Genomic DNA, 13,360 nt, shown 5'->3' with positions numbered 1-13,360 from the left:
CTCGACGACGGTTCCGGCCCGGAGCGGGTCGGGATCCGCCATCGTGAGTGTAGGAGCCTGTCGGCCGTCGGGTTTGTCCCGGACGGCGGCGGTTACGGACCGAAACGCAGCAACGGATGGAGACCGAGATGGAGAGCCGGCTGAAGGTACTCGGCCATCCCGTGCACCCGATGCTCGTGATGTTCCCGCTGGGCCTGCTGGTCACCGCGGTGATCTTCGACCTGGTCGACACCGTGGGCGGGCCGGACTTCCTCGGCGAGGTCGCGTACTGGAACATCACGGTGGGCCTGATCGGCGGCCTGCTGGCCGCCGCGGCCGGGGCCTTCGACCTGCTCGCCCTGCCGGCCGGCACCCGCGCCAAGCGGGTCGGGCTCACCCACGCCGGCGCCAACGTGGCGGTGATCCTGCTCTTCGCCGCGGTCTGGGTGGTCCGGCTCAACGCCGACTCGCGCGCGGCCGGGGGCGCCCTGATCGCCATCGAGGTGGTCGCCGTGGCGATCCTCGGGATCAGCGCCTGGCTCGGCGGTGAGCTGGTGGACCGGCTGGGCGTCGGCGTCGACCCGGAGCACGACCTCGACGCCCCCAGCTCGTTGCGACCCGGCCCGCAGCGGATCGGCGACGCACGATGACGGACCCGAAGGGCTGGCGGGGTCGCCAGCAGGGCTGGGACCCGATGGGCGAGTTGCAGTCGCTGCGCGCCGAGCTGAGCCGGCTGGTCAGCGGTCGGGCCGGCACCCCCGACGTGGAGATGGCCGAGGTGGCCGACGGCTGGGAGGTGGTGGTCCGGCTGCCCGGCGTGGCGCCGGAGGAGGTGGCCGTCGAGCTGGACGACCGGGAGCTGTGCGTACGGGCCCGGTCGGAGGCCGAGGTCAACGCCGACCAGGGCATCCCGGGCGGGTTCACCACCCGCGGCTTCGAATACCGGGTGGACCTGCCGGCGCGCGTCGACCCGGAGCGGATCGACGCGGTCATGGACCACGGCCTGCTGCGGGTGCGACTGCCCCGGGCGGCCCGGCCCGCGACGCGCACCATCACCGTCGGCCGCACCGGCCCGCGCGCCACCGTTGACCGTACGCCGACCTGGGCCGACCCGGCCGCGGACCGGGAGCTGCACCACCCGGACACCGCGCTCGACGAGACCGACCGGCCGTAGGTCCGGGTGACCACCCCGTCCGACGGCTCCAGCTCGGCGCGCTGCGGCCGGGAGCCGTCGTCGGCGCTCGGCCCGACCGGCGAGCGCATACCGGACGTCGAACGGATCGCCGTGCTGCGGGCCAACGCGCTCGGCGACTTCATCTTCCTGCTCCCCGCGCTTGACGCGCTGCGGATGGCGTACCCGTCGGCGGAGATCGTGCTGCTCGGCGCGCCGTGGCACGCGGCGTTCTGGCGCGACCGGCCCGGCCCGGTGGACCGGGTGCTGGTGGTGCCGCCGACGCCGGGCATCCGCGAGCCCGGGCCGGACGAGTCGCCGGTCGAGCCGGCGGACTTCCTGGCCGCCGCCCGCGCCGAACGGTTCGACCTGGCGTTGCAGGTGCACGGCGGTGGCGCCAACTCCAACCCGTTCGTGGCGCGGCTCGGCGCCCGGGTCACCGCCGGCCTGCGGGCCGAGGACGCGCCGCCGCTCGACCGCTGGCTGCGCTACGTCTATTACCAGCACGAGGTGGTCCGCTACCTGGAGGTGGTGGCCCTGGTCGGGGCGCCGGCCACCACGATCACCCCGGTGCTGGCGGTGACCGACGCCGACCGGGCCGAGGCGTCCGTGGTGCTCGGCGCGCCGACCCGACCCCGGGTGGCGCTGCACCCGGGGGCCACCGACACCCGGCGGCGCTGGCCGCCGGAGAGCTTCGCCGAGGTCGCCCGGGCGCTGGCCGGGGACGGGTACGAGGTGCTTGTCACCGGCACCCCGGCCGAGCGGGAGACGGTCGACGCGGTGGTCGCGGCGGCCGGCGTGCCGGTGCGTCCGCAGGTCGGCACGCTGGGGCTCGGCGCGCTCGCCGCCGCCTACGCGGACTGCGCGCTGGTGGTCTCCAACGACACCGGCCCGCTGCACCTGGCCGCCGCCGTGGGCGCACCGACCGTCGGGATCTTCTGGATCGGCAACCTGATCAACGGGGCGTCGCCGCTGCGTGGCCGGCACCGCCCGATCGCCGCCTGGACCATCCGCTGCCCGGTCTGCGGCGTCGACTGCACGCCCGGGATCTATCCGCACCGCCCCGGCGACGGGAACTGCCCGCACCGGGTGTCGTTCGTCGCCGACGTGCCGGCCGTCGAGGTGATCGAGGCGGCCCGTGACCTGCTCACACCTCCGCCACCGGCTCGTTGAGCACGACCTCCCACGCCTCCACGTCCCGCTCGGTGACAGTGGTCGGCGACTCCAGGTGGTAGGCGCCGCTCGGCAGCACGCCGGCGCCGCCGTGGCGCTCCAGCACCGCGAGCTGGGCGGCCACGTCCTCGCCCTGGTGCCGCTCGGGCAGCCGGTCCCAGAAGTCGAAGCCGCCGGAGTCGACCAGCTTCGCCCGGTCGTAGAGCACGCAGCCGCCGATCCAGGACACCTTGTACGCCCGCCAGGCGTCCGCCGGCAGCGCCAGTTTCTCGGTGACGTGCAGCAGGTTCGCCGCCGGGTGGATCGACGCCCGCTGCCACTCCGGCGTGCCCGGGCGGATCCGCTCGGGCTCCGGTGGGCCCGGCCACTCCTCGTAGTGTCGGTGGGTGTCCGGGCGCACGTCGTCGACGTAGGACAGCCCGTGCACCGCGTTGCCGACGAACCCGCAGCCCAGCTCCGCCAGCGCGGTGACCAGCCGGGACAGGCTGCCCGGCTCCAGCCACACGTCGTCGTCGAGGCAGAGCACCGCGTCGGCCGCCGACCGGGCCAGCAGGTAGGACCGGTGCTCGGCCAGCCCGCGCCGGGGCAGCCGCCGGGTCAGCAACACCGGGTGCCCCCGGTGCCGCAGGGCGCGGATCATGGTGGCCGCCGCCGGGTGGGCGTACGCGGGATCGCCGTCGGACTGGTCGCTGACCACCACCCCGAAACCGGGTACGCCCTCCTGGGCGGCCAGCCCGGCGAGGGTGACCGCCAGCTCGGCGGGCCGGTTGCGGGTGGGGATCAGCACGTCGACGCGCCGGGGTCGGCGGAACTGCTCGGGCGTGCCCGGGTCGAGCGGTCGGGTCACGCCGGCCTGCTCTCGACCGCCTGGGCCCGGATCCGGTCGATGATCGCCGAGGTGGAGCGGTCCGGCACGTATCCGAGCGTGCGCACCTGCCCGCCGAGGCGGCGCACCAGCGGCGCCTCGGGCACCATCTCCGGCGGGTAGTCGCCGCCCTTGACGTAGACGTCGGGGCGGACCGCCTCGATCAGCCGGACCGGCGAGTCCTCCTCGAAGACCACCACGTGGTCGACGCAGGCGAGCGCCGCCAGCAGGGCGGTGCGGTCCTCGACCGGGTTGACCGGCCGGTCCGGGCCCTTGAGCCGGCGGACGCTGCCGTCCGAGTTGACCGCCACGACGAGCAGGTCGCCGAGCGCGCGGGCCTGGGTCAGGTAGCGGACGTGCCCCGGGTGCAGCACGTCGAAGCAGCCGTTGGTGAACACCACCGACCGGCCCGCCGCGCGGTGTTCGGCGACGATCGCGGCCAACTCCCCGGCGTCGACGAGCGCCGGGTGCCCGGCGTCCCCGCCGGCGGTGCCGAGCGCGGCGAGCAGGTCCTCCCGCCGGCACACGCAGGTGCCGGTGTCGGCGACCGTGATGGTGGCGGCGAGTTGGGCGAGTTGCGCGGCGGTCGGCAGGCCCGCCTCGGCGGCCAGCGCCAGCGTCATGGCCGCCAGGTACGCGTCCCCGGCGCCGACGGCGTGGCTGGCCGGGACCGGGGTGCTGTGGCTGCGCCGGGGTGAGCCGTCGGCGCCGCCGACCACCGCGCCCTCGGTGTCCAGGGTCACCGCCACCACGTCCGCGCCGGTGTGCGCGCGCAGCTCGGACAGGCGCGACTCGGCCAGCACGGCCCGGTCCACGCCCGCACCGGCCGTCGCGTTCACGGTCACCCCGGTGCCGGTGACACTGAGCCCGTTGCCGGTCAACGCCACCCGCCCCTCGCCGGGCGTCGGCTCGCCGGTCGGCCCGGACGGGGCGTCCGCCTCCCGTTCGCCGGCTCCGCCGGGCGCGGCGCCGACCACCAGCTCGGACGGGCCGTCGTCGTCCGCCGCGTGGTCCAGGTGCAGGTCACCGCCGGTGGGGACGGTGTTCCGTCCGGGGTGGGCGAAACCGGCCGCGGCGCGGGCCAGCAGCCGGGTGGCCTCGGCGAAACTGGGGGTGACCACGGTCGGGTTGAGCCCGCGCCAGTCGGCCAGGTCGTGCGCGTCGAGCGCCACCGTGCCGTACCGGTCGCGGTTGGCGACCAGCCAGGCGCGGACCGTCGAGGGCAGCCCGCCCAGGCCGTAGTCGCAGACCACGAGCGTGAGTGGCCGTCCGGCGGCCACCGCGCGCAGCTCCTCGGTGGCGCAGTGCAGCGCGGTCAGCAGGCGGGCCACCGCGTCCTCGTCGAGCGTGTCCTCCGGGCCGCCGGAGTCCTCCCGGAGCAGGATCTGGTTGCCGGCGAGCATCCGCCGCTTGACCGGGGTGGGCCGGCCGGGCTGGCTCACCGTACGGTCCCAGACCGTCGCCCGGTCCAGGCAGTCGTGCAGCTCGTCCCCGGCGACATCGGCGCCGACCGGGGCGACGAGCACGGCCCGGCCGCCGAGCGCGGCCACGTTCACCGCGGTGTTCGCGGCCCCGCCAGCGGCGGAGATCCGGCGGCGCAGGGTGAGGACCGGCGCGGGCGCCTCCCGGCAGAGCCGCTCCGACTCGGCGAACCGCCACTCGTCGAGCATGGCGTCGCCGACGACCAGCACAGGACGTTCCTGCCAGCTCGCCACGACGGTGGCCAGCCGGCGCTCTTCCGCCGCTGCTCCTGCCATGCCCCTCCGGGTCCCCGTGGGGCGACCGGCCAAACCTGGCCGCCCGGCGGTCCGGGTGCGACGCCGGCCACCCGATGCGCCCGGTTTCGGGGCATCGGCCGGGGGAACCGTGCAGACACACCCCGGAGAGGAGAAGCAGCATGGCAGCGACACTTCAGGGCAAGCGCATCGCCTTCCTGGCCGCCGACGGCGTCGAGGAGGTCGAGTACACCAAGCCGCGCGAGGCGGTGGAGAACGCCGGGGCCCAGGTGGAGCTGGTCTCCATCGAGTCCGGCTCGATCCAGGCGTTCAACCACCTGGACCACGGCAAGCAGTACCAGGTCGACGTGACCACGAAGGAAGCGGACGCCGGGGCGTACGACGGTCTGGTGCTGCCCGGCGGGGTGGCGAACCCGGACTTCCTGCGGACCGACCCGGAGGCGGTCCGGTTCGTGAAGTCGTTCTTCGACGCCGGCAAGCCGGTCGGGGTGATCTGCCACGGCCCGTGGACGCTCGTCGAGGCGGACGTGGTGCGGGGCCGCACGATCACCTCCTGGCCGAGCCTGCGCACCGACCTCACCAACGCCGGCGCCAACTGGGTGGACCAGGAGGTCGTCACCGACAACGGGCTGGTCAGCAGCCGCAAGCCGGACGACCTGCCGGCGTTCTGCGCCAAGATCGTCGAAGAGTTCGCCGAGGGCCGGCACACCGCCGGCTAGGAAACTCGCCCGCCCACCGGGGGCATGATCCGCCCCCGGTGGGATAGGAAGCGGGATGACCGCCCAGGCCGCTCGTCCCTCGTTGCCCGCCCGCCAGATCCGCCTGCTGATGTTCGGGCTGATGACCGGCATGCTGCTGGCGGCGCTCGACCAGACCATCGTCGGCACCGCGCTGCCCACCATCGTCGGTGAGCTGGGCGGGATCGACCACTACTCGTGGGTCGTCACGGCGTACCTGCTGGCGTCGACCGCCTCGACGCCGCTCTACGGCAAGATGGCCGACCTGTACGGTCGCCGCCCGGTGTTCCTGTTCTCCATCGGCGCGTTCCTGGTCGGCTCGCTGCTGGCCGGGTTGTCCCGGGACATGACCCAGTTGATCGTCACCAGGGGTGTGCAGGGCCTCGGCGCGGGCGGCCTGATGACGCTGGCGTTCGTCATCATCTCGGACGTGGTGCCACCCCGGGAGCGGGGCCGCTACCAGGGCCTGTTCGGTGCCGTGTTCGGCCTGTCGTCGGTGGCCGGCCCGCTCGTCGGTGGCTACTTCGCGGAGACCAACTGGCGGTGGATCTTCTATCTCAACGTGCCGCTGGCGATCCTCGCCATCGTGGTCTGCTGGCATGTCATGCGGCTGGTGCCGTTCCAGCGCCGCGAGCACACGGTCGACTGGATCGGCGCGGCGTTGCTCGTCGCCGGCGTGAGCTGCCTGCTGCTGGCGTTGAGCTGGGGCGGCAACTCGTACGCCTGGGGTTCCGGGTTGATCGTCGGGTTGTTCGTGGCCGGCGCGGTGCTGGGCGCGGCGTTCCTGGTCCAGGAGGCCCGGACCCGGGAGCCGATCCTGCCGCTGCGGCTGTTCCGCAGCCGGACGTTCGCGCTCGCGAACTCCGCCGGTTTCGTGCTCGGCCTGGTGATGTTCGGGTCGATCATCTTCATTCCGCTCTACCTCCAGATCGTCAAGGGCGCCTCGCCGACCCGCAGCGGTCTGCTGATGCTGCCGATGATGGCCGGCATCATCGTCACGTCGATCCTCACCGGCCGGGCGATGAGCCGGATCGGCAGGTACAAGTGGTTCCCGGTGGCCGGTTCCGCCGTGCTGGTGGCCGGCATGCTGCTGTTCCGGCAACTTCAGGTGACCACGTCGCTCTGGGTGGCGTTCGGCTACATGGTGGTGATCGGCGTCGGGCTGGGCCTGTGCATGCAGTCCCTCATCCTGGCCGTGCAGAACGCGGTGGACGTCCGCGACCTGGGCGCGGGCACCTCCTCGGCCACCTTCTTCCGGTCGCTCGGCGGGTCGTTCGGGGTGGCGATCCTGGGCGCGGTGCTGTCGACGCGGCTCGCCGCCGCGCTCGGCGACCGGCTGCCCGGCGCGGTCGCCCAGCTCCCGCCGCAGCAGCGGGCGGCGGTGGCGGCCGGCGGCGCCGGGAACATCTCGATCAACGACCCGGCGACCATCCTCGCCCTGCCCGCCCCGGTACGCGCCGCGATCCAGGCGTCGTTCGTCGACGCGCTGCACGTGGTCTTCCTGACCACCGGGCTGGTCGCCGTGCTGGCGGTGCTGGTCACCCTGGCCATGCCGAACCACCAGCTACGCGGTGCCGGACCGCGGGGCGTCACCGGCGGCGCCGACCCGCTGGGCGGTCAGGCCGCCGCCCCGGGCGGCAAGCCGCTCCCCAAGGAGTCGAAGGACGAGGCCGCCGCCGAGATGGAGGCGAAGTCGCAGACGATGCTCTGAGGCTCGCCTACTTCAGGATCAGGCGGTTGGTCTGCTCGAAGACGTCCAGGTCGGCGAGTGTCTCGGGCACGCTGGACGAGAGCGGGGTGGGAAACTCCGCCCGGTGGAAGAAGCCGGCGTCGGTGGTCTCGTCGGTGAACCGGGACAGCGTGCCGTCCCACTCGTCGACCCGGAACGCGGCGGTGAACACCTGGTAGGTGTGCCCGTACATGTTGGTGTGGGTGCGGTCCGGCCCGGTGTAGAGCGCGAATGCGCTCACCCGCAGCGCGCGCAGGCCGGTCTCCTCGCGCACCTCCCGGACCGCGCAGTCGGCGATCGACTCGCCGAGTTCCATCGCGCCGGCCGGCAACGCCCACTGGCCGTTGTCGGAGCGCCGGATCAGCAGCACCCGGGCGGCGTTGTCGCGCACCACGGCGCGGGCGCCGACGAACATCAGGGTCCGGTCACCGGCCAGGGCGCGGAGCTGTCCGACGTACGAGTCCGCCCACGAGATGCTCACCCGGACAATCTACGCATCAATTCCGGCCGGCTCGGTCTTTCCGGGGGGTTCCGCTGGTGTGAACGGCGACACTACGTTGTCACCCATGCGTAGCACGATGATGGACGCCCCCCTCCAGGTCTCCCGGATCCTCGAACACGGCGCCACCGTGCACGGCACGGCGGAGGTGGTGACGTGGACCGGTGCCGAACCGCGCCGGATGACGTACGCGGAGGTGGGCCGCGCCGCCGCCCGGCTGGCCAACGCGCTGCGCGACGAGTGCGGGGTGACCGGCGACGAGCGGGTCGCCACCTTCATGTGGAACAACAGCGAGCACCTGGTGGCCTACTTCGCCGTGCCGAGCATGGGCGCGGTGCTGCACACGCTCAACCTCCGGCTCTTCCCCGACCAGGTCGCCTACATCGCCAACCACGCGCAGGACCGGGTGGTGCTCGTCGACAGCACGCTCATCCCGCTGCTGGCCCGGGTGATCGGCGAGATGGGCTCGGTGCGGCACGTGGTGGTGGTCGGCGGCGGCGACCCGGCCCCGCTGGTGGCGGCGGCCGGCGACCGGATCACCGTGCACCACTGGGACGCGCTGCTGGCCGACCGGCCGGACCACTTCGACTGGCCGGAGGTGGACGAACGGGACGCGGCGGCGCTCTGCTACACGTCCGGGACCACCGGCCACCCCAAGGGCGTGGCCTACTCGCACCGCTCGATCTATCTGCACTCGCTCCAGGTCTGCATGCCGGAGGGCTTCGGCCTCGGTCCGAAGGACCGGGAGTTGGCCATCGTGCCGATGTTCCACGCCATGTCGTGGGGCCTGCCCTACGCGGCGTTCCTCTCCGGCGCCTCGCTGATCATGCCGGACCGGTTCCTCCAGGCCGAGCCGATCGCCGCGATGATCGCCGCCGAGCGACCTACCCTGGCCGGCGCGGTGCCGACCATCTGGACCGACCTGCTGGCCTACCTGGACGGCCACGACGTGGACATCTCCTCGCTGACCGAGGTGATCGTGGGCGGTTCGGCCTGCCCGCCGGCGCTGATGCACGCCTTCCACGACCGGCACGGGATCGAGGTCATCCACGCCTGGGGGATGACCGAGATGTCGCCGCTCGGCTCGGTGTCGCGAGCACCGGCCGGCGCCACCGGCGACGACGCCTGGCGCTACCGCTACACCCAGGGCCGGGTTCCGGCGGGCGTGGCCGCGCGGATCGTCGGCCCGCTCGGTGAGCCGCTGCCCGCCGACGGGACGTCCGTGGGCGAGCTGGAGGTCCGTGGGCCGTGGGTGACCGCCCGGTACGTCGGGGACGAGGTCCCGGACCCGGAGAAGTTCCGGGACGGCTGGCTGCGGACCGGGGACGTGGGCACGCTCTCGCCGGACGGGTACATCACGCTCACCGACCGTGCCAAGGACGTGATCAAGTCGGGCGGGGAGTGGATCTCCTCGGTCGAGCTGGAGAACGCGCTGATGGCGCACCCGGCGGTGCTGGAGGCGTGCGTGGTGGGCGTACCGGACGAACGGTGGGACGAGCGCCCGCTGGCCACGGTGGTGGTCCGGGAGGGCGTCTCGGTGACCGCGGAGGAGCTGCGGGACTTCCTGGCCGGGTCGGTGGCCCGTTGGCAGTTGCCGGAACGCTGGGCGTTCATCGACGCGGTGCCGAAGACGAGCGTCGGCAAGTTCGACAAGAAGGTGGTGCGCTCGCGGTACGCCGACGGCGGGCTTGAGGTGCGGGAACTGACCGCGCCGTAACACTTTCCGGCGTACCGTCGCCAACACGGGTAGGAACATGTTTTCCGAACGGACATTCCTCCCAGAGGGCGGCCCCGGCGTTCGCACCGCGCCGGGGCCGCCCGTCCGTTACGGGGTGGCCCCGCTCCGTCCATTCTTGCGAAACTTGTTCGCCTCTGTCCCGATGTCGGGGAAATCTGATCCGCGTTCCTACTCGTCCGCGGTGGTGACCAGCACCTTGCCCACCGCGCCGTCGCGTACCGCCTGCTGAGCCGCCGCGGTCTCCGCCAACGGGTGCCGGTGCAGCGGCAGGCCGGCCTCCTCGCCGACCCGGATCGCGCCCTGCTCCACCGCCGCCGCGATGTCGGTCACCGCCTGCGCCTTCGCCACCTTCGGCGCGGTGTAGACGAGCACGAACTGCCAGCGCGCGTTCGGACCCATGAGCGGCCGGATCGGCAGCGTCACCTCGTCGCCGCCGTCGTCGGCGTAGACGCAGACCGCGCCGCCGGGGCGCAGGATCCGTACGTCGGCGGCGGCGTTGCGGGCGGCGGACACCTCGACGATCGTGTGCACCCCGTCGGGCGCGACCTTGCGGACCTCCTCGACCACGTCCTGCTCGCGATAGTTGATCACGAAATCGGCCCCGGCCGCGGCGGCGAGCTGCGCCTTCTCCGGAGTGCTGACCGTGGTGATCACGCAGGCGTCGGCCCAGCGAGCGAGCTGGATCGCCGCGTTGCCGACCGCTCCCGCCCCGCCCTGCACCAGCACCACGTGGTCGCTCAACGCGCCGGCGTGCAACTTGTCCGGCACGAACTCGCCGGCGGTCAGGCAGCGGTGCGCGGTCATGAACGGGATGCCCAGCGCCGCGCCCAGGTCGAACGGGGCCGAGCCCAGCGACACCGCGTGCCGGACCGGGACCACCGTGTATTCGGCGGCCGTCCCCCAGGGACGCTGCCAGGCCGCCTCCCAGACCCAGACCCGCTCGCCGATCATGATCTGGTCGACGCCCTCGCCGACCGCCTCGACCACCCCGGCGCCGTCCTGGTGCGGGATCTGCCAGCCGGCCGGCAGCGGCCACGCCTGGCGGGCCTTCCAGTCGGTCGGGTTCACCCCGGACACGGCCATCCGCACCAGCACCTCGCCGGGACCCGGCTCCGGCACCGGTCGCTCCACCAGCTGGAGCACCGAGGCGTCACCGCTGCGCTCGTACACGATCGCCTTCATCGCCGTCCCTCCGCCGTCGTCGCGTGCGCTACCCCCACCCTAAGGAGGGTCCCCGCTCGACGCTCCGGTAGCGGGCGGGCCGCTTTGATTCGCGCAGCTCAGCCTGCCCGCGGGATGGCCGCCGGCGCGGTTTGAGCCGGCTGGGGCGGGGGACCCGCACCAGGCACGAACTCGCGAAAGGGTGACGACCGTGTTCGTTCTGGCGCAGGACGGCTTGAAGATCAATTGGGTGGAGATGCCCACCTACAACACGATCATGTCGGTCGCCGCCGGGGTCGGGCTGCTGCTGGTGGTGGCGCTGGGCCGTCAGTTGGTCGACGGCCGGGAGATCGCGCCGGAAGGCTGGTCGATGGCCTTCGCGGTGCTCGGCGCGCTGCTCACCGCCACGGGCCTGCACATGACCCTGACGTGGCCGCTGGCCAGCGGCGGGTTCGCCTTCGACAACATCATCTTCGGGGAGCCGGCGCTCGCCTTCGGCGTGCTGCTGCTCGGCTCGGCCCTCGTGCTGTGGCGACGCGCGCCACTCTTCACGACCACCGCCGACGGCGCCGTGGACCGACGACTCGAACTCATCCGGAAACTGGCCGCGCCGATCTCGCTGTTCGTCTTCGCGCTCGGACTCTGCTGCTTCGCCATCGCCGCGGCGGGCTGGGCGTTCACCCTCTTCGCCGCCCCGCCCGAGGAGCCGATCAGCGGGCAGTTCGCCGACTACCCGTGGATCGAGGCGACCTTCATCTCGGGGCTGTACGTCCTGGTCGGCATCGGCGCGGTGCTCTTTCCGTTCGCGCTGCGCCAGATGCGCCGGCCGCTGCTCGTCGTGACCGGCGTCGCCTGGACCCTGGCCGGCCTCGCGTTCATGCTGTTCGGCGCGTTGAACTACTTCACCCACATCGGCCTGATCGTGCACACCCAGTAGGCCACCCGCCTCAGCCCAACAACCCCTCGACCACCTCGGGGGTGAGCGCGCCGATCGAGGGAAGCGACACCGCGGTGAGAGCCGCGGCGTCCGGATCCAGCGGGTACGACACGTGCGGCACCGCCACCACCCGGCACCCGGCAGCCGCCGCCGAACGCACCCCGTTCGACGAGTCCTCCACCGCCACGCACCGCGCCGGGTCGACACCCAGCCGCGCCGCCACCGCCAACCACACGTCCGGCGCCGGCTTGCCCCGGGCGGTCTCCTCGGTCGACAGCGTCGCGCCGAACGCGTCGGCCAGGCCCGTCGCATCCAGCGCCGCCGCGATCAGCCGGGTCGGCGAGGAACTGGCCAGCCCCAGCGGCCACCGCGCGGCCATGCGGCGCACCACCGCGTCGGCCCCGTCGATCAGTGGTACGCGCTGCGCGTACCGCCGGGTCATCTCGGCCACCACCTCGGCGGCGACCTGCTCGGCCGACCTGTCGACGCCCAGCTCGCCGCTCAGGTAGTCGGCCCACTCGCCGGTGCTCATGCCCATCAACCGGCGCTGCGTGTCGGGCTGCCAGGCGCCTCCGTGCGCGGCCACGTACGCCCGGCGGACCTCCTCCCAGACCGGTTCCGAGTCCACGATCACGCCGTCCAGGTCGAAGAGCACCGCGTCCACCATGCCGCCCATCCTGCCCCAGCCGGCGGCCCGGCTCACCCCGGCAGCGTGGCCCCGGTGGACCGCTGCGCCGGCAGGCCGATCGGGGCCAGCGGCGGGATGATCGTGCGACAGCGGGTCGCGATCGGTTCGAGCAGCTCCCGCAACCGCCCGGTACGCTCCGCGCCCAGCTCCCGCCACGGCCCCGAGGCGGCCCGGTCGGTGGCCTCCTCCACGGCCCGGAACGTGGCGGTGGCATGCGCGGTCGCACCCCGGTCGGCGGTCAGCCAACCCTTGTCGACAAGCCGCTCCTCGGCGGCGGACCACTCCTCGTCGGTCCAGCCCCGGGCCGGCTGGTGGAACTCGCGCGACTGGTCGACCCGGCACCGCCAGGCCACCACCTCGATCGGGTCCAGGCCGGTGCCGACAAGCGCCGCGACATGCCCGTCGCCCCGGTGCTCGCGCAGCGTGGCGGCGGCCTGCCAGAGCCGGGCCAACGGGTATTCACCGCGCGGCAGGGCGGCGTTGACCGCGCCGAGCACCCGCCCGGCGGTGTCCACCCGGTCGGCCGCCTCCTCCAGCAGACCGGCGGCCTCGGCCAGGTGCGCCTCGGGCAGCTCGTAGGTGAACTCGGCGAGCGCCTGCACCGCCCCGGTGAGCCGGGCCCGCAGCGCCTCCTCCGGCGAAGCCAGCTGCCACACCGACGGCAGCGCCCGGGCCACCATCGGCGGCGCGAAGCTGAAGAACGCGGCCGTCACCGTCGGCGCGTCAACCGGCCCGAGCGGCGCGGCCCGGCCGGCGAAGTAGCCACGCCAGTAGCCGCGCAGCCCGACCGCCTCGAACGCGGCCCGGGCCCGAGGATGGAAGTAGGTCACCGCGTGGACCGGCTCGAAGAGCGTCCACATCTGCCGAGCCGTTCCGTTGTCGTCCAGCGCCGCCACGTGCACCTCCGCGTGGGTGAACAGGTCACCGTGGGCGGTGGACCGCCCACG

13 protein-coding genes are annotated in these 13,360 nt (G+C 73.6%); 7 read left to right on the top strand and 6 right to left on the bottom strand.

Going from position 1 to position 13,360, the window contains the following annotated elements:
- The first annotated feature begins 128 nt into the window (after positions 1-128).
- The 3 genes from O7602_RS26505 to O7602_RS26495 are packed head-to-tail and all read left to right on the top strand — an operon-like array spanning position 129 to position 2,323.
- On the top strand, positions 129-629 hold the full coding sequence (locus O7602_RS26505) for a DUF2231 domain-containing protein (protein ID WP_281590543.1): 501 nt from the start codon (positions 129-131) through the stop codon (positions 627-629).
- Entirely contained in the window at positions 626-1,153 is a 528-nt protein-coding gene (locus O7602_RS26500; protein WP_281585324.1) for an Hsp20/alpha crystallin family protein, read from the top strand. The genes O7602_RS26505 and O7602_RS26500 overlap by 4 nt, the downstream gene beginning before the upstream one ends.
- A gap of 6 nt (positions 1,154-1,159) precedes the next feature.
- Positions 1,160-2,323, top strand: a complete 1,164-nt coding sequence (locus O7602_RS26495; RefSeq protein ID WP_281585323.1) for a glycosyltransferase family 9 protein — start codon at positions 1,160-1,162, stop codon at positions 2,321-2,323.
- On the opposite strand, the gene O7602_RS26490 is transcribed toward O7602_RS26495, so the two are convergent.
- On the bottom strand, positions 2,298-3,170 hold the full coding sequence (locus tag O7602_RS26490; protein WP_281585322.1) for a glycosyltransferase family A protein: 873 nt from the start codon (positions 3,168-3,170) through the stop codon (positions 2,298-2,300). The two genes, O7602_RS26495 and O7602_RS26490, sit on opposite strands and share 26 nt — an antisense overlap.
- Complete coding sequence (gene rfaE2, locus O7602_RS26485; protein ID WP_281585321.1) at positions 3,167-4,945, bottom strand: D-glycero-beta-D-manno-heptose 1-phosphate adenylyltransferase; 1,779 nt, start codon at positions 4,943-4,945, stop codon at positions 3,167-3,169. The genes O7602_RS26490 and rfaE2 overlap by 4 nt, the downstream gene beginning before the upstream one ends.
- Before the next feature lie 140 nt (positions 4,946-5,085).
- Between rfaE2 and O7602_RS26480 the strand changes: the two genes are divergently transcribed.
- Both O7602_RS26480 and O7602_RS26475 read left to right on the top strand, forming a co-directional pair.
- Positions 5,086-5,643 carry a type 1 glutamine amidotransferase domain-containing protein gene (locus O7602_RS26480; protein WP_281585320.1) on the top strand — a complete coding sequence of 186 codons (558 nt, stop codon included), beginning with the start codon at positions 5,086-5,088 and terminating at the stop codon, positions 5,641-5,643.
- A 55-nt stretch (positions 5,644-5,698) separates the two neighbouring features.
- Positions 5,699-7,372, top strand: a complete 1,674-nt coding sequence (locus O7602_RS26475; RefSeq protein WP_281585319.1) for an MDR family MFS transporter — start codon at positions 5,699-5,701, stop codon at positions 7,370-7,372.
- A gap of 7 nt (positions 7,373-7,379) precedes the next feature.
- Here the strand turns inward: O7602_RS26475 and O7602_RS26470 are convergent, their stop codons facing one another.
- Positions 7,380-7,871, bottom strand: coding sequence for an NUDIX domain-containing protein (locus O7602_RS26470; RefSeq protein WP_281585318.1), 492 nt, complete (start codon positions 7,869-7,871; stop codon positions 7,380-7,382).
- 85 nt (positions 7,872-7,956) lie between these two features.
- Between O7602_RS26470 and O7602_RS26465 the strand changes: the two genes are divergently transcribed.
- Positions 7,957-9,606, top strand: a complete 1,650-nt coding sequence (locus O7602_RS26465; RefSeq protein ID WP_281585317.1) for a fatty acid--CoA ligase — start codon at positions 7,957-7,959, stop codon at positions 9,604-9,606.
- A 189-nt stretch (positions 9,607-9,795) separates the two neighbouring features.
- On the opposite strand, the gene O7602_RS26460 is transcribed toward O7602_RS26465, so the two are convergent.
- On the bottom strand, positions 9,796-10,809 hold the full coding sequence (locus tag O7602_RS26460; protein ID WP_281585316.1) for an NADPH:quinone reductase: 1,014 nt from the start codon (positions 10,807-10,809) through the stop codon (positions 9,796-9,798).
- A gap of 190 nt (positions 10,810-10,999) precedes the next feature.
- On the opposite strand from O7602_RS26460, the gene O7602_RS26455 reads away from it, so the two are divergent.
- Positions 11,000-11,725 carry a DUF981 domain-containing protein gene (locus O7602_RS26455; protein WP_281585315.1) on the top strand — a complete coding sequence of 242 codons (726 nt, stop codon included), beginning with the start codon at positions 11,000-11,002 and terminating at the stop codon, positions 11,723-11,725.
- A gap of 10 nt (positions 11,726-11,735) precedes the next feature.
- Here O7602_RS26455 and O7602_RS26450 read toward each other — a convergent pair whose 3' ends face one another.
- A complete protein-coding gene (locus tag O7602_RS26450) occupies positions 11,736-12,392 on the bottom strand; it encodes an HAD family phosphatase (RefSeq protein ID WP_281590541.1) in 657 nt (218 codons plus the stop codon).
- Between the two features lie 32 nt (positions 12,393-12,424).
- Positions 12,425-13,273 carry a hypothetical protein gene (locus O7602_RS26445; RefSeq protein WP_281590540.1) on the bottom strand — a complete coding sequence of 283 codons (849 nt, stop codon included), beginning with the start codon at positions 13,271-13,273 and terminating at the stop codon, positions 12,425-12,427.
- Positions 13,274-13,360: the final 87 nt, after the last annotated feature.

Origin of the sequence: Micromonospora sp. WMMD1128, from assembly GCF_027497235.1 — a bacterium.
Classification (GTDB): Bacteria; Actinomycetota; Actinomycetes; order Mycobacteriales; family Micromonosporaceae; genus Micromonospora.
Note: the sequence above shows the minus strand (reverse complement) of the source record. Positions and strands in the feature narration are given on the sequence as shown.

Coding starts and splice junctions, on each gene's coding strand:
- O7602_RS26500 (WP_281585324.1), top strand. CDS start 626: ATGACGGACCCGAAGGGCTGGCGGGGTCGCCAGCAGGGCTGGGACCCG.
- O7602_RS26480 (WP_281585320.1), top strand. CDS start 5,086: ATGGCAGCGACACTTCAGGGCAAGCGCATCGCCTTCCTGGCCGCCGAC.
- O7602_RS26475 (WP_281585319.1), top strand. CDS start 5,699: ATGACCGCCCAGGCCGCTCGTCCCTCGTTGCCCGCCCGCCAGATCCGC.
- O7602_RS26460 (WP_281585316.1), bottom strand. CDS start 10,809: ATGAAGGCGATCGTGTACGAGCGCAGCGGTGACGCCTCGGTGCTCCAG.
- rfaE2 (WP_281585321.1), bottom strand. CDS start 4,945: ATGGCAGGAGCAGCGGCGGAAGAGCGCCGGCTGGCCACCGTCGTGGCG.
- O7602_RS26445 (WP_281590540.1), bottom strand. CDS start 13,273: ATGTGGACGCTCTTCGAGCCGGTCCACGCGGTGACCTACTTCCATCCT.
- O7602_RS26465 (WP_281585317.1), top strand. CDS start 7,957: ATGCGTAGCACGATGATGGACGCCCCCCTCCAGGTCTCCCGGATCCTC.
- O7602_RS26505 (WP_281590543.1), top strand. CDS start 129: ATGGAGAGCCGGCTGAAGGTACTCGGCCATCCCGTGCACCCGATGCTC.
- O7602_RS26450 (WP_281590541.1), bottom strand. CDS start 12,392: ATGGTGGACGCGGTGCTCTTCGACCTGGACGGCGTGATCGTGGACTCG.